The 24,708-nt window shown below is 51.4% G+C and carries 20 protein-coding genes; 16 read left to right on the top strand and 4 right to left on the bottom strand.

Translation table 11 applies throughout. The annotated features are described in order from the left end of the window. The first annotated feature begins 122 nt into the window (after positions 1-122). A complete protein-coding gene (locus tag J0A65_RS07410) occupies positions 123-2,342 on the top strand; it encodes a TonB-dependent receptor domain-containing protein (protein ID WP_206593498.1) in 2,220 nt (739 codons plus the stop codon). Between the two features lie 444 nt (positions 2,343-2,786). On the opposite strand, the gene J0A65_RS07405 is transcribed toward J0A65_RS07410, so the two are convergent. Together J0A65_RS07405 and J0A65_RS07400 are read right to left on the bottom strand one after the other, a co-directional pair. Continuing rightward, on the bottom strand, positions 2,787-4,688 hold the full coding sequence (locus J0A65_RS07405; protein WP_232849797.1) for an alpha/beta fold hydrolase: 1,902 nt from the start codon (positions 4,686-4,688) through the stop codon (positions 2,787-2,789). A 135-nt stretch (positions 4,689-4,823) separates the two neighbouring features. Then, the gene (locus J0A65_RS07400; protein ID WP_206593497.1) at positions 4,824-5,771 is read right to left on the bottom strand and encodes a LysR family transcriptional regulator; all 948 of its coding nucleotides are present in this window, start codon (positions 5,769-5,771) and stop codon (positions 4,824-4,826) included. A 314-nt stretch (positions 5,772-6,085) separates the two neighbouring features. Between J0A65_RS07400 and J0A65_RS07395 the strand changes: the two genes are divergently transcribed. The 8 genes from J0A65_RS07395 to J0A65_RS07360 all read left to right on the top strand — a co-directional run bounded on the left by J0A65_RS07395 (position 6,086) and on the right by J0A65_RS07360 (position 13,723). Next, positions 6,086-7,546, top strand: coding sequence for a 2-hydroxymuconic semialdehyde dehydrogenase (locus J0A65_RS07395; RefSeq protein WP_206593496.1), 1,461 nt, complete (start codon positions 6,086-6,088; stop codon positions 7,544-7,546). A gap of 9 nt (positions 7,547-7,555) precedes the next feature. After that, positions 7,556-8,353 (top strand): 2-keto-4-pentenoate hydratase, encoded by a 798-nt coding sequence (gene mhpD / locus J0A65_RS07390; protein WP_206593495.1) that lies wholly within the window; start codon positions 7,556-7,558, stop codon positions 8,351-8,353. Between the two features lie 9 nt (positions 8,354-8,362). After that, entirely contained in the window at positions 8,363-9,145 is a 783-nt protein-coding gene (locus J0A65_RS07385; protein ID WP_232849796.1) for a 2-keto-4-pentenoate hydratase, read from the top strand. 1 nt (position 9,146) lies between these two features. Beyond that, the gene (locus J0A65_RS07380; RefSeq protein WP_232849795.1) at positions 9,147-9,584 is read left to right on the top strand and encodes a RidA family protein; all 438 of its coding nucleotides are present in this window, start codon (positions 9,147-9,149) and stop codon (positions 9,582-9,584) included. Between the two features lies 1 nt (position 9,585). Next, the gene (locus J0A65_RS07375) at positions 9,586-10,101 is read left to right on the top strand and encodes a 3-hydroxyanthranilate 3,4-dioxygenase (RefSeq protein WP_206593493.1); all 516 of its coding nucleotides are present in this window, start codon (positions 9,586-9,588) and stop codon (positions 10,099-10,101) included. Positions 10,102-10,110: 9 nt separating this feature from the next. After that, positions 10,111-11,109 (top strand): amidohydrolase family protein, encoded by a 999-nt coding sequence (locus J0A65_RS07370; RefSeq protein WP_206593492.1) that lies wholly within the window; start codon positions 10,111-10,113, stop codon positions 11,107-11,109. 11 nt (positions 11,110-11,120) lie between these two features. Then, positions 11,121-12,863, top strand: coding sequence for an LVIVD repeat-containing protein (locus J0A65_RS07365; RefSeq protein WP_206593491.1), 1,743 nt, complete (start codon positions 11,121-11,123; stop codon positions 12,861-12,863). A 197-nt stretch (positions 12,864-13,060) separates the two neighbouring features. Beyond that, entirely contained in the window at positions 13,061-13,723 is a 663-nt protein-coding gene (locus J0A65_RS07360; protein ID WP_206593490.1) for a DUF4097 family beta strand repeat-containing protein, read from the top strand. A gap of 73 nt (positions 13,724-13,796) precedes the next feature. Here J0A65_RS07360 and J0A65_RS07355 read toward each other — a convergent pair whose 3' ends face one another. Further along, entirely contained in the window at positions 13,797-16,460 is a 2,664-nt protein-coding gene (locus J0A65_RS07355; protein WP_206593489.1) for a TonB-dependent receptor, read from the bottom strand. A gap of 161 nt (positions 16,461-16,621) precedes the next feature. On the opposite strand from J0A65_RS07355, the gene J0A65_RS07350 reads away from it, so the two are divergent. Beyond that, positions 16,622-17,407, top strand: a complete 786-nt coding sequence (locus J0A65_RS07350) for a glutathione S-transferase family protein (RefSeq protein WP_206593488.1) — start codon at positions 16,622-16,624, stop codon at positions 17,405-17,407. Positions 17,408-17,414: 7 nt separating this feature from the next. Here J0A65_RS07350 and J0A65_RS07345 read toward each other — a convergent pair whose 3' ends face one another. Then, the gene (locus J0A65_RS07345) at positions 17,415-18,086 is read right to left on the bottom strand and encodes a malonic semialdehyde reductase (protein ID WP_206593487.1); all 672 of its coding nucleotides are present in this window, start codon (positions 18,084-18,086) and stop codon (positions 17,415-17,417) included. A gap of 122 nt (positions 18,087-18,208) precedes the next feature. Between J0A65_RS07345 and J0A65_RS07340 the strand changes: the two genes are divergently transcribed. The 6 genes from J0A65_RS07340 (at position 18,209) to J0A65_RS07315 (ending at position 24,620) form a co-directional block, all read left to right on the top strand. Next, complete coding sequence (locus J0A65_RS07340; protein WP_206593486.1) at positions 18,209-19,033, top strand: sulfite exporter TauE/SafE family protein; 825 nt, start codon at positions 18,209-18,211, stop codon at positions 19,031-19,033. Between the two features lie 156 nt (positions 19,034-19,189). Further along, on the top strand, positions 19,190-20,128 hold the full coding sequence (locus J0A65_RS07335) for a fumarylacetoacetate hydrolase family protein (protein ID WP_206593485.1): 939 nt from the start codon (positions 19,190-19,192) through the stop codon (positions 20,126-20,128). A 16-nt stretch (positions 20,129-20,144) separates the two neighbouring features. Then, on the top strand, positions 20,145-20,681 hold the full coding sequence (locus J0A65_RS07330) for a VOC family protein (protein WP_188690505.1): 537 nt from the start codon (positions 20,145-20,147) through the stop codon (positions 20,679-20,681). Positions 20,682-20,693: 12 nt separating this feature from the next. Continuing rightward, on the top strand, positions 20,694-21,515 hold the full coding sequence (locus tag J0A65_RS07325; protein ID WP_206593484.1) for an alpha/beta fold hydrolase: 822 nt from the start codon (positions 20,694-20,696) through the stop codon (positions 21,513-21,515). A gap of 23 nt (positions 21,516-21,538) precedes the next feature. Further along, positions 21,539-23,164, top strand: a complete 1,626-nt coding sequence (locus J0A65_RS07320) for a thiamine pyrophosphate-binding protein (RefSeq protein WP_206593483.1) — start codon at positions 21,539-21,541, stop codon at positions 23,162-23,164. A gap of 1 nt (position 23,165) precedes the next feature. Next, positions 23,166-24,620: an aldehyde dehydrogenase family protein gene (locus J0A65_RS07315; protein WP_206593482.1), complete on the top strand. Its 1,455-nt coding sequence runs from the start codon at positions 23,166-23,168 to the stop codon at positions 24,618-24,620. The last annotated feature ends 88 nt before the right edge of the window (positions 24,621-24,708 follow it).

Raw genomic sequence — 24,708 nt, 5'->3', positions numbered from 1 at the left:
AGCCTAATAAGTAATAACGGATTGTTTGTCGCAAAAGCCGCTCTTTCTATCGGTCTGACCTTGACCTGCCAATGAACGGAAATGTTATACTATTACTAATTTACGATTATAGCGGTAACCCCATGAAAGTACGCTTCTCCCCTATTGTGCTGGCACTTTTGCCAGCATTTGGCTGGGCTAATGACAAACCCGTCCAGAAAGATGAACATGATATTGAAACATTGGTAATCAGTGCTTCACCATTAAAGCGTACGGTTCTGGAATCAGCCACGCCGGTATCCATTCTCAATGGTGAAGAGCTTGCACAGAATCAGGCTGCGACGCTGGGCGAGACCCTGAAAAACACCCCAGGGGTAAATAGCTCCTACTTCGGCCCAGTCTCCAGCAGCCCGATTATTCGTGGTCTGGACGGCCCCAGAATTAAGATTGTGCAAAATGGCTTGGATGCATCAGATGCGTCGCGTGTTGGCCCGGATCATAGCGTCGCGACTGAAGTATCTACGGCCATGCAGATAGAAGTATTAAGAGGTCCTGCCACATTGTTGTATGGCAGTGGGGCAATTGGTGGTGTAGTGAATGTGGTGGATAATCGCCTCCCGCAGCAAAATCAGGATGGCTTGAGCGGGCAGGTTATGGGTTTTTATGACACAGTCGCTAACGAGAAAACCGTTTCCACCGATTTAAACGGTGGAGCTGGCAGCTTTGCCTGGCATTTGGACGCCTTCAGCCGTAAAACCGATAATTTTGAGATCCCTGGCCCAGCCGAATTAGCTCATGATGAAGACGAGCATGATGAAGAAAACAGTGGGTACCTGGAAAACTCAGCTATCGACGCGCAAGGTTTTACCCTGGGCAGCGGCTGGATTACGGATGACTTCCGTCTGGCCCTTTCTTATGGTCGGATTGAGTCTGACTATGGCGTTCCCGGTCATGCCCATGAAGAGCATGGCGCAGAGGAAGAAACAGACGAACACAGTACAGAAACCGAAGAAGGCGTATACGCCCGTCTTGAGCAAGACAGGTTTCAGGCCATTGTTGACTGGAATAACCTAACCGGTCCTTTCTCTGCAGTGCACTGGCATAACGGCTATACCGATTATCAGCACAGTGAAATTGAAGAGGGACAAGTCGGTACCACGTTCCAGAATCAAACGCTGGAGTCCCGCCTATGGGCCGAACACAAGCCAATGTTCGGCTGGGAAGGGGTAATAGGTCTGCACTTCAATGACGTTGAGTTCTCTGCCATTGGTGAAGAAGCCTTTACGCCTCCCACGGATAGCCAAAGTCTGGCGATGTTCGTACTGGAAGAAAAACGCACGGGTGACTTGCTTTGGCAATTGGGGCTGCGTGTAGAGAAAGTTCGCCATCAGCCGGACAATGCTTTTTTTGATGCACTGGCCCACGATCACGAAGCCCATGACGCCGCCGAAGAGGAAGAGGAGCACGAAATCCACTTTGACGAGCAGCGTTACAACAGCTTGAGTGCCTCCGCAGGCGTGGTGTGGAGCTTAGATGAGCACCAGTCATTGGCCTTTAACTATGCTTATTCGCAGCGAGCGCCTTCCGCTTCAGAGACCTTTGCTTTTGGTCCACATATTGGCACAGGCACCTATGAAATTGGTGGTGGCTTTGCCATTCACCAACACGAGGATGAATATCTGCTGGAGCAGGCTGAAAGCAAGATGAACAAGGAGGTCTCCAACAACCTTGATCTCACTTACCGTTATCATGCCAGTCAGTGGCACGCGTCGGTTAGCTTGTTCTACAACCAGGTAGATAATTACGTGTTTCAGCAGGACACAGGGTTGGTAATCAGCGACGGACATCTGCACGCTCATGATGAAGAGGAAGACAGCGGAGAGTCGGAAGACGGACATGCGCATGGCGAGGATCTGCCGGTGTTCCTATTTGCCCAACAGGACGCCAAGCTGTATGGATTCGAAGCAGAGATGGACTGGCACTTCGCTGAAAACTGGCGCATCGATGCATTTACCGATTACACCCGTGCCAAATTGGATGACGGCAGCAATGTACCGCGCATTCCGCCACTGCGGATAGGCTCATCGCTGCACTTTGAATACGACAGATGGCATGCCGAAGCAGGTTTTACCCGTTACAGCAAGCAGGACAAATACGCCGAATTTGAAAGCTCGACAGAAGGCTATACCTTGGTATCTGCCAGCGTTAACTACTATGTGCCGAGCGATCTGGCGGATCTAACGCTGTTTATCAAGGGAGATAACCTGACCGACGAAGAAGCCAGAGTGCATTCCTCTTTCCTTAAAGATGTCGCGCCGCTACCAGGTCGGGCAATCCGATTCGGCATCAAAGGCCGTTTTTAAGCTCCACTCTGCGATCCATATGGGAGGATCCAATAAGCGATCCTCCCTATCTTTTAAGCCAACTTTGCCAGAAGATCACCGCAGGATCCCTGCAATTAAACGCACATCTTTAAACAACACCCAAATTTAAAACACAGCTTTTTCCACAGCTTTTTAAGTTTGCAGTGGATAAGTCATAAACCTGCTTTTCCGCTTCACTAAATCAATGATACATATGGGCCAATCGCTGTTCGAATGGACTATCTCTACCTGAGTAATTTAGAAATAAGACGTACTTGGAGGGTTAATAAGGACAAGCTAAGAAAATAATCCACAGCGACAAGAGAATAACGTCCGCCGCGACTTTATTACCAGATCGGAAGACGATCTAAGATCCTCTTAAAAAAGAGGATCTTAGATCTCAAAAATATAATGATGTAAGTATAATTACCGCCAATCAAGCCATCATAAATGCTTGGTTAAAAAACTATCTAATTCTCGAATAAATGTCAGGTTGCTTTCGTAGTCATCAAAAAAGTGTGTACCGTCTTTTATCTCGATATATTTAATATCTAAGCGGCTTTTAGCCTTGCTGTAAAAAGACCGAGATTGGCCATAGTTTACCCTTGTGTCTTTGGTGCCATGAATGAGTAACACCGGGCTCTTAATCTTATCGAGATAATTAATCGCCGAAACTTGGGCTAGCTGGTCAATGGCATTTTTGTCAGTAAGATCAACGATATTGCCAATAAAGCTGTCCTGCCTTTCTTCGTCCTGAACCAGCTCTTCCAGATCAGAAATTCCAGACACACTGACAACACAATCAAAACGCTCTGGATGCTGGTAAGCGGCAGTTAGCGCAACATAACCTCCGTAGCTAGCTCCTACAATACAGGCTTTGGTCTGGGAAACTCGACCTGACGCCAACAACCAGTCCATTGCCTCATAAACGTCCTGTTGCATACGTTTTCCCCACTGATAATAGCCAGCCGTTTCAAACGCCGTACCAAAGCCTTCCGAACCACGGAAATTAACTTGCAGCACAGCATAGCCCTTTGCAGCAAGTAACTGCACCTTAGGATCAAAATAGCGGTAATCACGAGCATGCGGGCCACCATGCGGGTAAACTATTAGCGCAGGCCTCTCAACCCCTTTTGGCATGGTGAGATAACCAGTAATTTTTTGGCCGTCGCTAGCATCAAAGGCATAGGATTCAACAGGTTGCATAGGCGTTCTGCTTAACTGTGGATACTGAGATACCCAAGCCCCACCTTTATTTTTTGACAGATCGAAATAGAAGTAGGCCGGTACTTTGTCATCTCGTACCGCCATCGCCAGCAGCCTCTTCTTATCAGCACTGCGGCTAACAACGGTAACTTCCAACCCTTTAAGCACTGCGGATATTGCAGCCTCCTGTTCGCCATCAGCTGGGTCAAAGTAGTAAGAGCGATAGTAATCATCGTAATAGTAGGAGCCTATTAATTCGCCTTGACTGTCAAGTAGTCCTCCATCCAGATCATATTCTGGATGGGTAAACAGCATCTCTTCAAATTCTCCTTTGCGAATGTCGTATAGCCATAAAGATTGAAAGCCAGTTTCGCGGTCAGAAAGCACATAGGCCTTATCACCTTGCTCATTCAATCCAATAAGATCAAAGGTCTCGCCGACCCCGTAAGTGCGGGTATGAAGCTTTTGCAATTCATCCTGTTCAGCAGCTCTATACCAGATGGTTCGGTTAATATTGTCCTCTTCTTTTTCAACCGCTATACCAACCCTGACTCTGCCCTTGCGGTCGGCATACCAAAAGTCGATATCATTGACATTGTTAACCGCTTTCTCGAATTTTGCTGTTTTCAAATTCACTTTGAAAACCGAATAACCTTCGTCGGTAAAGTCATAGGTAGACACTAAAATATGTTCTTCATCATCTTTAAGTGAGGATGTCAAAATATAACTTTGATATTGATACCAGGACTGGCTGCTGAAACGTCGGTTGGTGATTTCCTTGGAGCTACCATCTTTCACATTAACGGCATATAGTCTTTGCACCCTGAAATGGCGGCCTTGAAAATATTCAGGGTAGCTGGCGGAAATAATCAGGTACTTATTTCCGGACCAACGAATAAACTCCAACCTGTCACGATTTTTTTTCAGCTTAGCCAAGGTGGAAAATTCTAGTGTGGGAAATGGCGCAACTACTACCTGGGGACCGTCATCCAGGTTATATAAGGCTGCAATCATCTGACCGTCGGGGGAAATCTGAGGCTGCTCGACTAAAGGTAATTTAGCATAAGCGTCAACATCCAAATTTGCGGCCATAATCTGGCTACAGAAAAGAAAAGCGCATAAACAGAAAATATATTTCATCCCTGATTCCTTTATTTTATGTGTGTAGTTCCTTCAATCAGAGTTATATAAAATCATGCTATATTTGTCAGCCAAAATTTTCCCATGCCACAAACGATTCAGTAGTTAATTTCTGGGCTTACGTCCCTCGAACACTTAATTCTCAGTTAATTCCGCTGCCACCAATTTGAGGTCATCCACTAAACAGGCTGCGGCAGGCGTCAGGCCCCCTTCGGTTCGCATCGTGATCCCCACCGGCCCCTTGCGGGCCAAGGCGGGTACTGGCAAGCGGCATAACTCCCCAAGCTGTTCATAGGTGTGAAAGATCTGATAGGGCATGGCCGCGATCATATCGGTTTCCCTAAGCAAGGTACGATTGGTCAACACAGAAACCGACTCCACCACAGGGGCGGGTGAGGGCAGGCCCTGGTCACGGAAATTCTGATCCAGCTCACGACGCAGATAAGTTTGAGGAGAAGGTAAAATCCAATCTTCCTGCAACAAATCTTCCAGGCTCAAAACACCACGGTTACTCAGTGGATGCCCGGCCCTGGCGACTATCATGGTCGGCTCTTCATACAGCTCGATAGAGGTTAAGCCGTCATAGTCCTGATGCTCTGGGATCCTACCCACCACAAGATCCAGGTCGCCCTGCACCAGATTGGGCAAGAGCACATCCTGAGTCCCCTCCACCACAGTCACAGAGATATTCGGCCGTTCGGCCCGCAGTCTCACCAGCGCCTTGGGTAACAGAGTTAAACTGGCGGTAATCAGTGTACCTACAGTGACATGACCGGATAAGCCGCCCTGCAAAGAGGTGAGCTCCTCACTCACATGTTTTATTTGCGAGAGCACCAGTTTGGCATGTTTGATCAATACCTCACCATACAAGGTGGGCACCACGCCTCGGGAAGAACGCTCAAATAAGGTCAATTCATAAGCGGATTCTATATCACGGATAATCTTAGTTGCCGCTGGCTGCGCCATATTCATCAACTGCGCCGCTTTGAAGATATTGCACTGCTCCCCCACAGTAACGAGTAGCTTCAGGTGTTTAAGCTTCATGCGGGCGACCATATCGCGTTGCAGTTTTTCTGGTGTCATGTGCAATGTCTCGGACGGATTTGTTGTTATTGACGAGCCGCAGGCCCTTTTTTGCTATCAAATAAAGGCTATAGCAAAGCTAATTTGCTAACCCTTTTATTATGTCTTACCACATTTCCTACTGGATAATAAATACCCAAATCATGCATCTGAAATATTCACCCACTATTCGCCGTTCCCAATCCATAGCGGACTAAAGATATAACTTTTACCTTATAGCTGAGTCGGTAAATTCTATTTTTGTATTATGTTAACGGCCTGTAAAGTCAATCCAAGCCTCAGCGCTGCCCTGTGCAGCAATAAGAGAATCAGGAATGACATTGAGTATTTTGCATCACTACATCGCCGGGGAATTTGTCGACAGCAGCAAGCGTTTCGACAATATCAATCCCGTTAACGGCCAACGTATTTGCCAAGTGGCTGAAGCCGATAAAAAACAGGTAAATCAGGCTGTTATGGCTGCCAAAGAAGCTTTACGCGGCCCTTGGGGCAGCATGTCGGTGCAACAGCGCGCTGCCTTGTTACATAAAGTCGCCGACGGCATTGAGGCCAGGTTTGATGAGTTTGTCGCTGCCGAAATGCGCGATACCGGTAAATCCCTGCAGCAGGCTTCCAGCATTGATATTCCCCGCGGTGCAGCTAATTTCCGGGTATTTGCCGATATGGTAAAAACCGCTGGCAGTGAGTGTTTTCATACTGACACGCCAGACGGCAAAGGTGCACTGAACTACAGTCTGCCTAAACCTCTGGGAGTGGTGGCCGTTATCGCGCCCTGGAACTTGCCGCTATTACTGCTGACCTGGAAGCTGGCGCCTGCGCTGGCGGCGGGCAACTGTATCGTCGCCAAACCGTCGGAAGAAACACCGTCCAGCGCAACCTTATTGGCAGAAGTGATGCATGAAGCGGGTATTCCGCCTGGGGTATTCAACCTGATTCATGGCTTTGGCCCTAATTCAGCGGGAGAATATCTCACCAGCCATGCACATATTGATGCCATCACTTTTACCGGCGAATCACGTACCGGCAGCGCTATTATGCGCGCCGCCGCAGAGCACGTTAAACCGCTGTCTTTTGAATTGGGTGGCAAAAATGCCGCGATTATCTTTGACGACGCTGACTTTGATGCGGCCGTCGAAGGTACTGCACGGTCAGCCTTTACTAACGGTGGTCAGGTATGCCTCTGTACCGAGCGGGTATATGTGCACAGTTCCCTCTTTGAGCGCTTTGTGGCGGCGTTAAAACAAAAGGCCGAGGCCATGAAAATTGGTTGGCCCACGGACGCCGATACCGACATGGGGCCACTGATCTCCTTTGAGCATCGCAATAAGGTGCTGTCTTACTACAAACTGGCCGCCGAAGAAGGTGCCACTTTTGTCACAGGCGGCAGCGTGCCCGAATTTGGTGATGAACGCGACCAGGGCGCCTGGGTACAACCCACCTTAATTACCGGTCTGAGCGAAGACGCCCGCTGCGTCAAAGAGGAAATCTTTGGTCCCATCGCTCACATCAGCTCTTTTGACACTGAGGAACAAGCGGTGGCGCTGGCCAACAACAGTAAGTACGGCCTGGCTGCTGCCATTTGGACCCAGGATATTAGCCGTGGTCATAGGGTGGCCAGGCAAATGGAAGCCGGCATGATATGGGTGAATACCTGGTATCTGCGTGACCTACGCACCCCCTTTGGCGGGGTAAAAATGTCTGGCATTGGTCGTGAGGGTGGCCAGCATTCCCTGAATTTTTATGCTGAACCCAGCAACATCTGCATCAAGCTGTAAGAGGAAACTATGCAATCACAAGCTACTGACGCTGAACTTCGCGCCGCCTTGCAATTGCGCCAGGCTCAGGAGTGCGGCCAACCTTGTACTCCTGTGCGTACATTGTTGGCAGATAACGATCTTGCTAGTGCCTATCGGGTACAACAGCTCAACACAGAATATTGGCAACAGCAGGGCCGTCGTTTAGTTGGTCGGAAAATCGGCCTGACATCCAAAGTGGTACAAACCCAGCTTGGTGTTGACCAGCCCGATTTTGGTGCCCTGTTTGCCGACATGGCCATAGCCGAAGGCGAAGAGATCCCTTTCTCTGCAGTACTACAACCTAAAATTGAAGCCGAAGTGGCTCTGGTGCTGGAACAGGATCTGGCCATGGTTCAGCCTACCCTAGCGGATATTTTGCGCGCCACCGCCTTTGCACTGCCAGCGCTTGAGATAGTTGGCAGCCGGGTGGAAAACTGGGATATCCGCATAGTAGATACTGTCGCTGACAACGCCTCCAGTGGTCTCTATGTGCTGGGTGGCAAACCAACCCCCCTTAGCCAGATAGACCTCAAACTATGCGGTATGAGCTTAAGTCGTCGAGGTGAACCGGTTTCCACCGGTGCTGGTGTAGCTTGCCTGGGTCACCCTTTGAGTGCAGCGCTGTGGCTGGCCAAAACCATGGCACAGTTAGGGCAACCTTTGCGTGCCGGCGACACCATTCTGACCGGCGCACTTGGCCCCATGGTGGCAGTCCAGCCGGGTGATGTTTTTGATTGTGAAATCAGTGGACTTGGCTCGGTAAGAGCCAGTTTCAGCGCAAGATAAGGAAAGCCCATGGACAGTAAACAACATCAAACCATGCAGATAGCCGAGATTCTGGATAGAGCCATGCTGAATAGCCAGGCTACGCCGCAGCTAAGCCTGGACTACCCGGAAATTGGTTTGAAGCAGGCGTACCAGATTCAGGCCGCCGGTATTGAGAAACGCATGAGCCGCAACGAAAAGCTGCTGGGCATTAAAATGGGCTTTACCAGCCGGGCTAAAATGCTGCAAATGGGCGTGGATGACCTGATTTGGGGGCGACTGACCAGCACTATGCAACTGGTGGAAGGTGGCAGTGTCAGTCTCAAGCGTTTTATTCACCCCAGAATTGAGCCGGAAATTGCCTTTCGCCTGAATAAAACTCTTAAGGGCAAAGTGAGTCTGCTGGAAGCCATGAATGCCGTAGATGCCATTGCACCGGCGCTGGAAATTATCGATTCACGTTATGCCAACTTTAAGTTCTCGCTGGCCGATGTGGTCGCAGACAATTCTTCCTCTTCCGGCTTTGTATTGGGCCAGTGGCGCTCCCCAAAACAGGATATCGGCAATCAGGCTATGGTGATGGAAATCAATGGTAAGCCGGTACAGATAGGTTCATCCTCGGCCATTCTTGGCAATCCGTGGCGCTCATTGGTGGAAGCGGCGCGCCTGGCGGCAGAGTCCGATATTTGCCTGGAAGCCGGTTGGATAGTGCTGGCCGGCGCGGCCACGGCGGCGCATCCGCTCAGCACTGGCGATCATGTTTGCTTGCATACCAGCAGTATGGGTCAGGTCCATCTGCATGCCGGAGAATAATATGACTAACCGTTCAACCCTGGTCAGTGGTAAAGCCACACCAAGAGGCAAATTTCCGCACATTAAGCGGGCCGGTGATTTTTTGTTTGTCTCGGGCACCAGCTCGCGCCTGCCGGATAACAGCATAGTGGGCGCAGAAGTGGACGCCATGGGCACCACCAATCTGGATATCCGCGCCCAGACCCGTGCGGTGATTGATAACATCAGCGATATTCTGGCCGCCGAAGGGGCAACCCTGACAGACTTGGTAGAAATCAGCACCTTTCTGGTCAATATGAATGATTTTGGTCCTTACAATCAGGTATATAGCGAGTACTTCGATGCCAACGGACCAACCCGTACCACAGTAGCCGTACATCAGTTGCCACACCCGCACCTGCTTATTGAAATCAAGGCGGTGGCCTATAAGCCGCGGTCCAGCGCGGTCAAGGAGAGCTAACATGACACAACTCAAAGCCTTTAACTTCCAGAAATGGCTGGATGAACATAAAGATAAGCTGCAACCACCGGTCAACAACGCGTTGATTTGGGAAGACGCAGACTTGATGTGTACGGTAGTGGGTGGCCCTAATCAGCGCTTTGACTACCATGTGGACCCGGTGGAGGAGTTCTTCTACCAAATGAAAGGCAATGCGTACCTGAACATCATGGGGGAAAACGGCCCATATAAACTGGAGCTAAAAGAGGGTGACGTATTTTTGTTGCCAGCCTATGTACCCCACTCTCCGCAACGCCCGGAGGCTGGTAGCTTGTGTCTGGTTATTGAGCCCAAACGCCCAGAGGGCAAGCACGACGCATTTCGTTGGTACTGCCTGAGCTGCAACCACCTGCTGCATGAAGTACAGGTGGAACTGAAATCCATAGTCAAAGATCTGCCGCCCCTGTTTAAAGCCTTTCAGGAAAATGAGCAATTGCGCACCTGCAGTGCCTGCGGCGAATTGCACCCCGGCAAATAGGAGTTGGCCATGAAGTTAATCGACATGCATGCGCATTTTTTTCCAGCAAGTTTGCCGGACTTCGCTGCGCGTTTTAACAGCCAGGGCTGGCCACAAGTGGTACATAAGAATGCCGAGCAAGCAGACATTCTGATTGACGGCAAACTATTCCGGCCTATTACCCATGCCTGCTGGGACAGCCAAAAACGCCTGGCAGATATGGATAAGCTTGGTATCGACATCCAGATTATGTGCGCCACACCCGTGCTTTTTGCCTACCACCGCCCCGTGGAACAGGCTTTGGCGCTGGCCGCCTGGCTGAATGACCAGGCACTGGAACTTTGCACTCCGGATAGCCAACGCCTCAAAGCCCTGTGTCAGGTGCCCATGCAGGATATCGACGCGGCCTGCGCTGAGGTTTCCCGCTGTATGGCCAATGGCCATGTGGGGGTGCAAATTGGTAACCATGTGGGTCTGAAGAATCTGGATGACGAAGGTATTGTGACCTTCTTGCACCACTGCGCCGATATTGGCGCACCTGTGCTTATCCATCCCTGGGATATGATGGCCCCCGAGCGCATGCCTAAATATATGTTGCCCTGGCTGGTCGCCATGCCAGCCGAAACGCAACTGTCGATTTTATCCCTGATTTTATCGGGTGCCTTTGAACGTTTGCCCCGCAGCCTGAAAATCTGTTTTGCCCATGGTGGTGGCAGTTTCCCTTATTTGATTGGCCGCGTGGATAACGCCTGGAAACACAGAGATATCGTGCGCGAAGACTGCCCTAACTTACCCTCCAGCTATATGGACAGGTTCTATGTGGACTCGGCGGTATTTCACCCCGATGCCCTGGCCTTACTGGTCAAAACCATGGGCGAAGAGCGGGTGATGCTGGGCTCAGACTATCCCTTTCCCTTGGGGGAGCAGGTCATAGGTGAACTGGTAAAAAGCCACGATGAGCTGGGCGCACAGACTAAGCAACGAATTCTGGCGGACAACGCCGCTGAATTTTTTAACCTTAATCAATAACGGAGACCGACATGAAGAATTATACAAGGCTCCCGCTGAGTGCCATAGCCGCTGCGCTGGTTGTCAGCACGGGTTTAATTGCCAGTCCTTGGGACATAAGTAAAGACACGCCGGTTAACATCAAAGATCCTATCGTTAAGCGTCAGGCAGAATTGGGTGGTGATCGCACCCCAAAAAATCCTGAGCCCGGTAGTTATGGTATGCAGGCAGATGGCAGCTTCGTGCATCCCAAGGCGACTCCAGAGTCTCATGATGCCTTTCCTTTCGAAGGGCAACTGGACTACTGGGATCCCAACAGCTACATCAAGAATATGAAGGTGGAAGCTTACTACCCCATTACGGTAGAGCCCTTTCATACCTGGCAGAATATTGTTGATTTCAATGGCCGCCGCTATCTCTACCAATATGTGCGCCGTGATCTGAAGATATTTGATATTACGGACCCCAAGAAAGTTGAACTGCTTCTGACCCGCGGCCACACCTGGGGCGCTAACGGCCCTGACGGTGAAGAACAAAATCCGTATGCAGAAAACGACATGATGGGCGCGGCCAGTATCCAGTGGAGCAAAAAGCTGGGCAAATATGTGATGGTGCAAGCATTTGAGATTCGCCGTTTCGGTTTGCTACGTGATAAATACCGCCAGCCAGATAAAGTAGAAGCGATTCGCAACGCCAATCATCTTAAAGGCTTTAAAGTCTACGAGATGAATGGGCCGCTCCCCAAAGACTGGAAACTGATTGCCGAGCGGACCACTGACATCTTGCATGCGGATGCCCCTGTTGGACAGCAGCAAGGTTCAGGGGTAAGGGATATTCCCGCTTATTTCGGCGACGACATTATGTATGTCTCCGCAGCCCCGGATAAGCGCTGGGGTTTGACCGAATACCCCAATGACCTATACAGCGCAGGCTATCAGGCCTGGGATATGTCTGATCCGACTAACCCCAGATTCCTGGATATGCTAGGTTTGCCTGGGCAAATCGTCGGCAACCCGGAGCATGAGGCGGTCTTCAAAGCAGATCCGCGTGCAGGAAACCGTACCTCCTGGATGGGCTCTCGTATGCCACTGTTTATTCCCAAACCGGCTTCCCAGGGTGGTAAGTATGGTTATGGCGCCATGGGCGGGTTAGGTTTTGTGGTAGTGGATATCAGCGACCCGTCCGATATGCAGGTGATCAGCAACCTCAAGTTCCCGGCCAATATTGCCGGTACCGAAGGGGACTTTGTCGATGTGTCCCAGGTTGAAGAAACCGGTCTGGTGTATTTCAGTGGCTACCCACTCAACGAAGACTGTTACGAGCCTTACAAAGATATCCATATTATTGATGTATCTGACCCGGCCAATCCCAAGGTAAAAGGTGTGATGCCACGTCCTAAGCCGCCTGCCGATGCAGCCTTTACAGATTTTTGTCAGCGTCGTGGTAGCTTTGGGCCAAAACGCACTGGTGCCTATCATCAACCGGGTAGCCACAAAGCCGGTATTCTGCCGTTTAACTTTTATAATGCTGGCTTGCAGGTGTTTGACGTGAGCAACCCGGATAAACCACAAATTGCCGCTTACTTCGTGCCGCCTTTTAAGGAAGATAAAGTAGCCAGCTATGCCATGGGTAATTTGTCCCACTCGGTGTATGTGGAGTATGACCGCAACCTGTTCTGGCTGTTTACTAACCATGGCTTCTACGCCCTGTCCAGCCCACTTTTGGGTGAACCCAGCTTTGCCCCACCTAAGCAGGCATGGCCGCCAAGACCCTAATCAGAAAAAGGAGCCGCAAGGCTCCTTTTTTATTGAGTGGCGTGTTTTTCAGCAAAAGTGGCGAATTCTGCCAAAGTTTGGCAAAGTAAATTTATCCATCTCTACAAAAATATAATAACCAATTGATTTGCAATGATTTTTACATTTGGCCTGAGGATTGCTTTTAAATATCAAAAAGCAAAATCAACAGGATTAACATGAAAAAACATACTCTCGCTCTGCTGGTGCCACTGTTCAGTGTCAGCTTACTTTCCGGCTGTATTATTCACGTGGGTGGTGATGTTGATGAGCATGGAGATTCAAGCACGGTATTTGGTGGCATTGATATTCAAAGTGACCGTCAGGTAGGCGATTTGAGTACGGTCAACGGCGGAATTGATATTGGTCATCGCAGCAGCGCCGGAGATGTCAGCACAGTCAACGGTGGAATTGAACTGGGCGACAATGTATCAGTGGAAGAAGCTGAAACCGTCAACGGCAGCATCACGGCAGGTAAGAACTTGCGAGTGAGTGACGACCTTGAAACCGTAAATGGTCGCATCAGTCTGGAACGCGGCGCTCAGGTAGCTGGAGATATCAGCACAGTGAATGGCGATATCCTGCTGGATGACGCAGAGGTTGGCAAAGATCTGGAAACCCTGAATGGCGATATCGTGTTGAAAGGCAGTACCACCATTAAAGGTGATGTGGTGTTTAATCATCGCAAAGATAAAAGCTGGGGTGACGATGACGAGCCGACCTTGTTTGTCGACAAAAATGCCCGCATCGAGGGTCGTATTATTCTGCATAAGCCGGTAAAGCTGGACTTGGAAGACTCGACCCTGCTGAATAAAGTTGAGCGCCGTTACAGCGCAGAATAAAAGTCCAGGCGTCTTAGTATAAAAACCTTAATTAAGGCGGGCCTAGCCCGCCTTATTGCCAAGCTGACGTAGGTTAAAACGCCTGTTTTATATTGACATACACCATGCGACCACGGGGATCGTGCACCGTGGCATCGTATCCAAGCGAGTTACGCACGGTAGGGGCGGCGCGGTCAAACAGGTTCTGCGCCCCCACCATTAACCTTGGGCCCTCCCCCGTACTTAGCAAGGGATCCATCTGATAGCTGTACTGCATATCTATCTTGGTCCAACTGGCAACTTTGGCGTTGTCTTCATTGTCATTCTGGTAGTCACCAATATGGCGAACATAAAGATTGCCACTGTGCTTACCGTTACTCCACAGCAAGCCCAGATTAGCGCGCAGCTCAACGGTGGATACGCCAAAGTTTTCATCGTTGACATTGCCCAGACCATCGATGGGGCCAAGTAGCGGATCGTCCAGGTCATAGCTGAGCACATAAGTACCATCCAGCATGGGGCGCAGGTTCCCCCATTCACCCATGTCCAGATCCGTGAACAAGCTGAAATCTATGCCATCGGTTTGCACCGAGCCGGCATTGCGGTAGTAAGTGGTGATTTTCACCGCTTCGCCACCCGGGCCGCGCTCAATCTGACTGCTGGTCGGGTCAACGGCCAACAACGCCGCAGCGGACTCAGGCGTAATAAAGTTCTTATAATCAAAACGCCAGTAATCCAGATTCAAGGTGACATCTTCGGCGAAGGTCCAGCTCATCCCCAGGTTCACAGCCTCAGACTCCTGTGGCTTCAATGGGCGCACAGGATCACCGGTCAGCAATGAAATAAAGCTCACTTCATCACCACCGGCCAGCGGATCATTGGCGGTTTGCGGCGTAATAAACTGGGAATCATTCTGAAACACGGTAGCCACTCTGAATGACGTGCCGTAACTGGCTCTTAGGCTAAAGTCCTGGCTTGGGGTCCACAGCAGGGCTACTTTGGGGTCAGTGGTACTGGCCAGGTCAAAATCCTCGTAACGTATCGCGGTCTGCATCGTCAGATCGTAAGTCAGCGGAATGGAGAATTCGGCGAATGCCGCCCACACTTTCTGTTCCCCGGTAAAATCTTCGCCGCCACCAAAAAAGTTAAACACCAGATCGTTAGATAACTCGTTAAAATCGTATTCCAGCTTATCGGTACGATGTTGCACACCAAAAGCAGCCCCTAGCGCACCGGCTGGCAGTTCAAATAAATCACCGGTGACATGGGCGTCAAATACGCTTTGGCTGGATGTAGCCTGATAACCAAACTCGCCGAAGATAAAGTCATACATCTCAGGGGTATTTTTATCCTGGCTGCTCGACAGCCAATAATAAAATGCATCGCCGTTTGGCCCACCCTGGCCATTCAAGGCCGCTTGCAAATTGTTGGTAATCACATCTTTGCGGGCGTTTTCTGCTTCATTAACACTGGTTGTCCAGGTGGCTTTCCAACTCCAGTCATTGGTCAAATCGCCTTTCAGGCCGAGTTGATAGCGCCAGCTTTGGTAAACTTTGTCATCTTTGTTGGGCTCGGAACCGGCTCCCAGGGGTCGGATAAACAGCACGCCGCTGTTGGAGGCACTGCCGGGAAAGGGGTCAGGGCCTCCTACTTCGATTGCATCTGGATGATACTCAGGTACCCGTACTGCATCCAACTGGGGTTGGCTAGGAACCGAATTAATCGTGGTCTTATTGCGGGCTACCACCAATTCACTGAACAACTGCGTGCTGTCGGTTAAATCAAAGTTCGCTTGCGCCATGGCCTGTGTTTGTTCGGCGGCGGCAATGATGTCGCCGTAATAACCGTAGTTCAGTTCGCAAGCACCGTCGCTGGGGAACTCACCATCTGGCTTGCGGCGCACCAGACCCGGATATTTTTCAAAAGCACTACCATCCAGGCAGCTTGGGTCAATCAGTTTGATCGGCGGTCCCGGAGGGCCGTCAAACGCAATCACCTTGCCGGGGAAGCCGTAACCACTCCAGGAGTCCTGATTGTCGGCATAATCATCGCGTCGCGCAGAATTTGGCACATTGGTACGCTTTAAGTAGTTCACGGCAAACATCAGATTGCTGCGTTCACCTGCTGCGCCCACAATAGCGCCCAGGCTGATTTCGTCTGAGCCGTATTTATTGTGCTGGTAGTTGGCATCCAGCTCGAATCCTTCAAAGGTGGAACGGGTGATAAAATTCACTACCCCTGCCACCGCATCAGAGCCATACAAGGACGACGCGCCATCTTTGAGTATTTCCACCCGCTCCACGGCGATGGCGGGTACCAGTGTGCTGAGGTCAACAAACTGATCACCGGCTTCGGTAACCGCCGGTGACAAGGTATGCCGCTGACCGTTTAGCAAAACCAGCGTAGAGGTAACGCCCAAACCGCGCAGGTTGATATTAGTCGTACCGGCTGAGCGGGCTTGTTCGAAACTGTCCGAGTAAACCTGCGCTCCGGTATTGATGGTCAAGGTATTGACCAGATCGGAAACACTGGTGGCCCCGATATTATTCAGATCATCTTCACCAATTACGGCAATAGGCGAAGCGCTGGTGCCCTGCTCTTTGCCTTTGATAAACGACCCCGTGACGACGATTTGCTCGACATTCCTGTCCTGGTTGGCTGGCGCATCTTGCGCCATCAGGCTGTGACTGGTTGCCAAACCGGATAGTAGGCAACTGGTGCATAAGCCCAGATTGGTTAGGTTGGTGTGTCGTGTCATACCCGTCTCCTCTTTCGTTCTTGTTGCTGTGCGGTTGATTGAGGTTGTTTATTTTGCACTCACTTTTTTTACATATAATTCAATGTTAAATATTTGTATATATTTTTAATCAATTTAAATACATTTATATTTTCATGTATACAAAATAAGGGGTAATGAAAATGCTCTGGCTTTATCAGGATTGGGATTCGTTGATGTCTTTTAAGGTGCGCGCCTGCTTGGCCGCAAGGGCCCTGAGTTGGCAAAGCCGACGCGTGGTGCTACGGGACTTTGAACATCTGCATCCCGATTACCTGGCGCTTAATCCGGCCGGCGTGGTGCCGACGCTCGTGCATAACGGCCAGGTTATCCGCGAGTCCAGCATCATCAATGAGTATCTGGACGAAACTTTTGTGCCCAGCTTGGTCCCCTCACAACCTATGGCCCGGGCTAATATGCGGATGTGGTGTAAGTATTTTGATGATGTAATCCACCCCACGCTGAGAGTGGCATCTTTTCAGCTTATGATTCGCCAGCGCTTTACCAATATGACCCATGAAGCGCTAGAAACACTGATCGCCTCGCACCCGCAGCCAGCACGAGCGGCCGCCTTTCGTAATCTGGTGGGGACTTGTGTGGATTACCAGGCGGTGCTGGCAAGTATTCAACAGCTTGTTGCGATTGCGGAGTTGATGGAGCAACGGCTGACCCAGCATACCTGGCTGGCAGATGAAACCTTTACCCTGGCGGATATCAGTACGATGGCATTTGCTGACAGGGTAAGTCGTTTAGAGTTTGATTTTATCTGGCAGGACAAGCCAAAAGTGCAAGACTGGCTGGCCCGCATACGCATACACCCGGCCTATAAGCAGGCCATGTGTCCAGCACAATACAGGATGCCCAGTCCCAAAGCCGAAGATTTGGAGCAACTGGGCAGATTACTGAAACAACAAGGCCTGAAAGAGTAACCAGCCTCTAGCTAATCTGGCAGGCTTCATCAAAATCCAAACGCGGCAGGCGCTGAAACAGTTTTGTGGTATCGCCGTAACCCAGGCAGCACAAAAAGTTACTGCGGATACGGGTACCGGCAAAGAAAGCCTCATCACAGGCCTGATTATTAAAACCCGACATTGGGCCTACATCCAAACCCAGGGCGCGCGCCGCAATCATCAGGTAAGCGCCTTGTAGGGTGCCATTTCTAAAAGCCGTGATTTCAGCAGCCTTGGCATTGTCGGCCATCATCTGACGAGCACCGGGGTTGTGGGCAAACAGCTTGTCCATCTTCTCGTAAAACGCCAGATCATGGGCAACGATCACGGTAACAGGTGCGCTCAGAACCTTGTTGACATTGAGTGGGGCCAGGCAGGCTTTGAGCTTTTGCTTGGCCTGTTCACTTTGTATAAACACGAAGCGGGCCGGGCAACTGTTCATACTGGTGGAGCCCATTTTCACAATCTCGTAAAGCTGCCTGAGGGTTTGCCCGGCAACAGGTTTATCCAGCCAACCGTTATGGCTACGTGCTTCACACAGAATCTGGTTCAGCATCTTCGGGCTTAAGGGTTCAAATTCCTCTCGAAGCTTGGTGGCGGCGGCCTGTGCCATATCAATAGCCTGCTGTTGTGCATGACTAATAGCCGGTGAATTCATCTTGGCGTCCTCCCAATAGACATGGTTGAGTTAAAAAAACACTAGATCTGAATGCAATCTAGATTTAATGTATACAATAACATTATCAAAGTATACCTAGATAGGTTTAGAGATCTGAGACTATGGAGTTAATCGACGCTGTTTTTCCATTGGCCGCCATGATGCTGGCCACAGGAATCGTCGCCGGTCTGCTGGCTGGTTTGCTGGGAGTAGGTGGCGGCATTGTGATAGTGCCAGTGCTGGACACGGCCTTGGGTTTGTACGGTATAGAGCCGGCTATTCGTATGCATGTGGCCGTTGCCACGTCGCTGACCTGCATTATCTTTACCTCGATTTCATCCACCCGGGCACATCACGCCAAAGGGGCTGTGGACTTGGGTCTGGTAAAAGTCTGGGGCCCGGCGGTGCTGATGGGCTCACTTTTAGGCGCCATCGGCGCAGCCTTTGTGGATAGCCAGGTTCTATCCGCGGTGTTTGGCGTGGTGGCACTACTGGTCGCCCTAAAAATGCTATTGCCACTGGACAATCTGACCCTCAGCCGAGATGTGCCACGTGGGCTGGCAGCACCTTTTCCCCCACTGGCCATAGGCGGCTTGTCGAGCATGATGGGTATAGGCGGCGGCACCCTGAGCGTGCCGGTGCTAACCCTGATGAATCAGCCCATCCACCGCGCGGTGGGTACAGCTGCGCTGTTTGGATTATTGATCAGCTTGCCTGGTGCTTTTGGTTTTGCCTACTCAGGCTGGGGGGATGCGCGCCTGCCACCAGGCAGCCTGGGTTATATCAATCTGATCGGTGTGGCACTGATCGCACCTGTCACTGTGGTAATGGCTCCCTTAGGCGCAAAGCTCGCCCATCGCTTGGATAAACGTAGGCTCAGCATGCTGTTCGGCTTTTTCCTGCTGTTGGTCGCGGGGCGCATGCTGTACCGCACCTTACTGGCTTAAATAAGTAAAAACAGATAACAGAGCTTATTGATATTCAATTTTAGATATATCAGGCAGCTATTTAATTAGTCGAATTTCATCGGTAAGACCCGCAAAGTGGGTTTGATGAATTACAAGAGTTAAGCCCCAGCGGGGCACAAAATAAGAGAATTCTGTATGACAACATTCGCATTAGCTACTTACCAGACGCAAGGTCATGAACGCACGGCTATGCAGATCCAAGGCAAGTTTTTCGACCTGGAGAGCTGTTTTGAATCCGTTCACCCAGCGCAGCACAGCAAACCACGCTGGGTATTCAGCAGTACCGATGCAATTTGCCAATGGGAGCAAACCTCGGCTGAATTGCAGGACCTGGCTGAACAGGTGATTCTGTTAGTCGAGCAGGGCAAGGTAGCACCACTGGCTGAGGATTTGCAGTTGCAGGTGCCCTTTCGCCCCACCACCATTTTTGGTACCGCTTCCAATTATCATGAACATGCAGCCGAGATGAATACCATTCTGGCCGCCAAGCCAGATAGCTCCCCATATGTGTTTATGAAAGCCACCACCTCAGTAACCGCAACCCGGACAGATGTGATTCTGCCGCCGGAAACCCAGCAATTGGACTGGGAAGTGGAACTGGGCGTAGTCATAGGTAAGGCCGCCCGCCGGGTAAAAGCCGCTGATGCTCTTAACTATATTGCAGGCTACACCGTGGTGAATGATATTTCTGCCCGGGATCTGAATCGTCGTAGTGACTACCCCTTTAAGCACGACTGGTTTCGTGGCAAAAGCTGGGACACCTTCTGCCCCATGGGGCCGGTCTTCGTACCCAAGCAAGCTATCGCCGACCCGCATCAGATTAAGCTGTCGCTGTTTTTGAACGGTAAACAAATGCAAGACGGCAATACCAGCGAACTGATTTGGAACGTATTTGAACAAATCGAATACCTGTCCAGCATTTTGACCCTGCGCCCAGGAGATTTGATTATGACCGGTACCCCGGCCGGGGTAGGCAAAGGTATCGGCTTATATCTAAAGCCGGGCGATGTACTGGAAGCCAGCGCCGAGGGCGTGGGTTGCATTAAAAATACCGTCAGAGCCGAAGTGCTCTGAACCAGAGGAGAGCAACATGTACCAACCCAAGCCAACTAAACTGGGCCATCTGGTGCTCAAAGTGCAGGACATACAACGTTCGGTGCAGTTTTATCAGGAGGTGGTCGGTCTGACCGTGTCTGACTGGATAGACGATCGCATGGTGTTTTTACGTGCCGGTCAGGACCATCATGATCTGGCCTTATTGCAGTTGCCTGCTGATCAACTAGGCAAGCAGGACCCGGCCCAGTCACGTATCGAGCACTTCTCCTATCACGTCGACAGTATCGAAGACATCAAACAGATCACCAAGATGTTGCTGGCGCGCGGAATTGAAATTGACCGCGGCATCGGTCGCCATGGCCCCGGCGACAATACCTTTATCGTGTTTAAAGACCCGGATGGCAACAACGTAGAATTTTACTCCGACATGCTGCAAATCACCGAACAAGCTCCCTATGCCGCTTCAGTCTGGCCAGGTACCGAAATGGGCACCTTTGATCAGTGGAATTTGGAAAGCTTTGTGGTTGAACCGCCAGCGCGGATCAAAGCCATTATTAAAAATGATAAATAAGGGAGAATCCTGATGCCCTTTATACAAATTAACCAAGACAGCTTTTATTACGAAGTGCATGGCCAGGGCGAGCCGGTGGTACTGGCCCATGGTTTGGGCGGCAATCATGCCAGTTGGTACAAACAGGTGGCCGTGCTCGCTAAAGCCTATCAGGTGATCACCTTTGACCATCGTGGTTTTGGCAATTCCACCGACCAGGCAGGCCTGGGGCGTAGCGGTTTTGTCAGCGACCTGCTGGCTTTGCTTGATCACTTGCAACTGCCCAAAGTCGCACTGGTGGGTCAGTCCATGGGCGGCGGCACCGCCATTCAGTTTGCCAGCCAATATCCTGAGCGAGTTGCCGGGTTGGTAATTGCCGACTCCCTGCATGGCTTACAGGAAAGTGCTGAAGTCGCGGCCATTATGGACAAGGCGCGGGCCGACACCGCCCACCTGGACCAATTGCAACGGGTGCTGGGCGAGGCGTTTCGCCAGGCAAACCCCGAGCAGTGTCTGTTATACCGCCAGTTCAACAGCTTTAACCGCACCGACCGCAGCAATCTAAGCGGTGAATATGCCGCCACAAAAGTGGATCCGGCCACCTTGGGTAAGCTTGGTTTTACCGTGATGTTTCTGGCCGGTCAGGACGATATTTTGTTCCCCATTGAGGCGATTCGCCTGGTGCAGGAGCAGGTGGACGGTTCCTTTATCGTGGAATTTGACGCCTGCGGTCATTCGGCCTTTTTTGAAAAGCCGGTGGAATTCAACGACAGCCTGCTGAGCTTTCTGCAGATGGCCGGGCTTGCGCCCTGCGCCGCCGCACATAGCAACAGTGCGGGTTACATTCATCCATAATCAGATTTAACGGGTACCCTATCATGACTAATAAAACCGTAGCTCAACAGGTCGTCGATGCGCTCAAGGAGCTGGGCGTCAAACATGTGTTCGGCGTACCCAGCGGCGGCTGGGTGGATTACATGGAAGCCCTGCGCACCACAGACGGCATCGAATTTGTTCTCGCTACCCATGAAGGTGGCGCGGCCTTTATGGCTGACGTTTGTGGCCGTATTACCGGTGTGCCCGGCGTGTGTTTCGGCACCTTTGGCCCTGGCGCCACTAACCTGGCCACCGGCGTGGGCAGTGCCTATCTGGATCGCTCGCCAATGATTGCCCTGACCGACGAAATGCCCGCAGCCAAGCGTGGCCGCATCGTGCAGATGGCTATTGACCATCAGGCGCTGTTTGCCCCTATCACCAAGAAAACCACCCGTCTGGAAGCCGAGCGTGTGCGCGAAATCATCTTTGATGCCGCCCATGTAGCCACTTCCGGCGTGCCAGGCCCGGTACATATCGGCCTGCCCGTGGGGATGAGTGCCCTGCCAGCGGTGGCAGAAAGTGCCATGCCGATTCCAGTGAAAATTGCCGAGCCCGCCGCCCAGGTGCTGCTGGACAAAATGCGCGAATTGTTTGTGCAGGCCGATAAACCCGTGATTGCGCTGGGTATGCGTGCTATTACCAGCGGCGTGCAGGAGCAGGTTATCGCCCTGGCCGAAAAATTCCAGGTGCCAGTGGTGTTAAACCCCATGGCCAAAGGCATGCTGGCCGAGTCGCATCCTAACTATGCCGGCGTGTTGTTCCATGCCTTGAGCGATGTGGTAGGGCAAACCCATCAGCAGGCCGATTTGGTGGTCAGCATCGGCTATGACGAAGTGGAATTTAACTACGAAGACTGGATCCCTAATGCACCGCTGGTCAGCCTGGATATCGCTGCCACCGATCTGGATACCAGCAAATATACCTTAGCCTGTGATGTGCTCGGCAATATCAAGCATTCTGTGGAATACCTGCTGGCCAGTGACTGCGCTGCTAAGAACTGGGATTTAGATGCGCTGGCAGAGCGTAAGGCCGAGATGTTTGCCCGCATGTCTCCCAATAATGACGCCTTCGGTCCTTGTGCTGCGCTGGATATTTTGCGCGACAAGTTCCCACAACAAGGCATTATGACCTGTGATGTAGGTGCCCATATTCACCTGATTGGGCAAAAGTGGCCAACTCCTAAACCTGGCCTGCAAATTATGACCAACGGCTGGTCGGCCATGGGCTTTGCTATTCCTTCGGCTATTGCCGCCAAGCTGTGTAAACCCGATACGCCAGTCTGTTCGGTGGTGGGTGACGGCGGTTTCTTGATGACGGCCGGTGAACTCGCTGTGGCCGTCAGGGAAAAACTGAATATCGTGTATGTGCTTTTCACAGACAATGACCTGGCGCTGATTCGTATCAAGCAGGAGAAAAAGCACAACCCTATTTACGGCACCCCGATTCGTGAGCGCGGCACTATTGGCGGCGACAACATCTTCGGCGTACCTGTACTGAAGGCTTACGATAAGCAGGAGTACGCACAGACACTGGAGAAAGCCTTTGCCATGCAAGGGCCGGTGATTGTCGAGGCGATTTTAAACTCCCGCGAGTATGACAGCCTGGTGCTGCGTAAGGACAAACCCTGATATGCAGGCCGCCATTTTGTATCCAAATGCAGCGGCCAGCTTGCTGATCAATGGTCAGTGGCTGGCCAGTGGCGCCAGCATGCAGATCCACAATCCCTTTAATAATGAAGTGGTAAGTGAAGTCTCCTGCGCCGATGACCGCCATGTATTGCAAGCGGTGAAAAACGCCAGACAGGCGTTTGAGAAACATCGTTTTTTACCCAGCGCTGAGCGCGCCGCCTGGTTAAAAGGTGCGGCCAATCTGGTTCAGCAGCGGCTAGAAGATTTTGCCCGCACTATCGCGCTGGAAACCGGCAAGCCCATTCAGGCCGCGCGTAAGGAAGTAAGGCGCTGTATCAATACGCTAAACCTGTCGGCCGAGGAAGCAACCCGATTGTGCGGCGAAACCCTGCGTTTCGACAGTTTTGCCGGGGGTGAAGAGCGCATCGGTTACTACGAACAGGTGCCGCTGGGGGTGATCGCCGCGATTACCCCTTTTAATGACCCGCTAAACCTGGCCGCGCACAAATTGGGACCGGCCCTGGCCGCTGGCAATGCGGTGGTGCTGAAGCCCTCGCAGCAAGCGCCTTTATCGGCTTTGATGCTGGTGCAAGCCCTGCTCGAAAGCGGCCTGCCACCAGGCCAGGTGAATGTGCTGACCGGTTATGCCCGGGAGTTCGCTCAGGCGCTGGTAAGCCATAAGGATGTGGCGATGGTAACTTACACCGGCGGCGAAGCCTCGGGAGAAATCATCGCCAAAAACGCCGGGATAAAAAAGCTGGCCATGGAACTGGGGGCTAACAGCCCGGTACTGGTGATGGACGACTGCAATCTGCCAAAAGCTGTGGCCGCTTGCGTGTCTGGCGCCTACTGGGCGGTAGGGCAAAATTGTATCGGGGTGCAGCGAATTTACATTCAACGCAGCCTGTACAGCGCCTTTAAGCAGGCCTTTATCGAACAAACCGCCAGGTTGAAAGTGGGCAGCCAGCTTTTGGATGACACCGATATTGGCCCCATGATCAACGAACGTGAAGCCATGCGTATTGAACAATGGGTTGAACAAGCAGTCGCCAACGGCGCTAATTTGCTGGTAGGTGGCAAGCGCGAAGGTGCCTGCTACTATCCCACCGCCCTGGACAACCTCAAAGACAGCGATCGGCTGGTCTGTCAGGAAGCCTTTGGCCCGGTAGTCAGCCTGTTTGCCTTTGATGATTTGGATGACGCCCTGGCCCAGGCAAATAGTGCGGAGTTCTCTATTCACGGTGCAGTATTTACCAGTAACCTGAATACCGCCATGAAGGTGAGTCGGGAACTGGACGTGGCCGGTGTGATGGTTAACGATTCCACCGACTATCGCCTCGATGCTATGCCCTTTGGCGGCGCCAAACGCGGCAGCCTGGGACGCGAAGGGGTGAAATTTGCGGTTCGGGAAATGAGCCAGACCAAAGTCATGTGTATGCAGCTCGACTTCGACTGATTGGTGCTAGTAAAGCGCTCTCTTCGTGTCCTTCTGTTCTTCGTGGTGATATAGGTAGTTTAAGTATTTATTTACCACGAAGGTCACG

Origin of the sequence: Bowmanella yangjiangensis, from assembly GCF_017255015.1 — a bacterium.
In the GTDB taxonomy this organism is placed as follows: domain Bacteria; phylum Pseudomonadota; class Gammaproteobacteria; order Enterobacterales; family Alteromonadaceae; genus Bowmanella; species Bowmanella yangjiangensis.
The sequence above is the reverse complement of the archived record's forward strand: the minus strand, read 5'-3'. Positions and strand labels throughout refer to the sequence as shown.

Excerpts from the sequence above, each read along its gene's own strand:
- J0A65_RS07410 (WP_206593498.1), top strand. The coding sequence starts at position 123 with ATGAAAGTACGCTTCTCCCCTATTGTGCTGGCACTTTTGCCAGCATTT.
- J0A65_RS07405 (WP_232849797.1), bottom strand. The coding sequence starts at position 4,688 with ATGAAATATATTTTCTGTTTATGCGCTTTTCTTTTCTGTAGCCAGATT.
- J0A65_RS07400 (WP_206593497.1), bottom strand. The coding sequence starts at position 5,771 with ATGACACCAGAAAAACTGCAACGCGATATGGTCGCCCGCATGAAGCTT.
- J0A65_RS07395 (WP_206593496.1), top strand. The coding sequence starts at position 6,086 with ATGACATTGAGTATTTTGCATCACTACATCGCCGGGGAATTTGTCGAC.
- mhpD (WP_206593495.1), top strand. The coding sequence starts at position 7,556 with ATGCAATCACAAGCTACTGACGCTGAACTTCGCGCCGCCTTGCAATTG.
- J0A65_RS07385 (WP_232849796.1), top strand. The coding sequence starts at position 8,363 with ATGGACAGTAAACAACATCAAACCATGCAGATAGCCGAGATTCTGGAT.
- J0A65_RS07380 (WP_232849795.1), top strand. The coding sequence starts at position 9,147 with ATGACTAACCGTTCAACCCTGGTCAGTGGTAAAGCCACACCAAGAGGC.
- J0A65_RS07375 (WP_206593493.1), top strand. The coding sequence starts at position 9,586 with ATGACACAACTCAAAGCCTTTAACTTCCAGAAATGGCTGGATGAACAT.
- J0A65_RS07370 (WP_206593492.1), top strand. The coding sequence starts at position 10,111 with ATGAAGTTAATCGACATGCATGCGCATTTTTTTCCAGCAAGTTTGCCG.
- J0A65_RS07365 (WP_206593491.1), top strand. The coding sequence starts at position 11,121 with ATGAAGAATTATACAAGGCTCCCGCTGAGTGCCATAGCCGCTGCGCTG.
- J0A65_RS07360 (WP_206593490.1), top strand. The coding sequence starts at position 13,061 with ATGAAAAAACATACTCTCGCTCTGCTGGTGCCACTGTTCAGTGTCAGC.
- J0A65_RS07355 (WP_206593489.1), bottom strand. The coding sequence starts at position 16,460 with ATGACACGACACACCAACCTAACCAATCTGGGCTTATGCACCAGTTGC.
- J0A65_RS07350 (WP_206593488.1), top strand. The coding sequence starts at position 16,622 with ATGCTCTGGCTTTATCAGGATTGGGATTCGTTGATGTCTTTTAAGGTG.
- J0A65_RS07345 (WP_206593487.1), bottom strand. The coding sequence starts at position 18,086 with ATGAATTCACCGGCTATTAGTCATGCACAACAGCAGGCTATTGATATG.
- J0A65_RS07340 (WP_206593486.1), top strand. The coding sequence starts at position 18,209 with ATGGAGTTAATCGACGCTGTTTTTCCATTGGCCGCCATGATGCTGGCC.
- J0A65_RS07335 (WP_206593485.1), top strand. The coding sequence starts at position 19,190 with ATGACAACATTCGCATTAGCTACTTACCAGACGCAAGGTCATGAACGC.
- J0A65_RS07330 (WP_188690505.1), top strand. The coding sequence starts at position 20,145 with ATGTACCAACCCAAGCCAACTAAACTGGGCCATCTGGTGCTCAAAGTG.
- J0A65_RS07325 (WP_206593484.1), top strand. The coding sequence starts at position 20,694 with ATGCCCTTTATACAAATTAACCAAGACAGCTTTTATTACGAAGTGCAT.
- J0A65_RS07320 (WP_206593483.1), top strand. The coding sequence starts at position 21,539 with ATGACTAATAAAACCGTAGCTCAACAGGTCGTCGATGCGCTCAAGGAG.
- J0A65_RS07315 (WP_206593482.1), top strand. The coding sequence starts at position 23,166 with ATGCAGGCCGCCATTTTGTATCCAAATGCAGCGGCCAGCTTGCTGATC.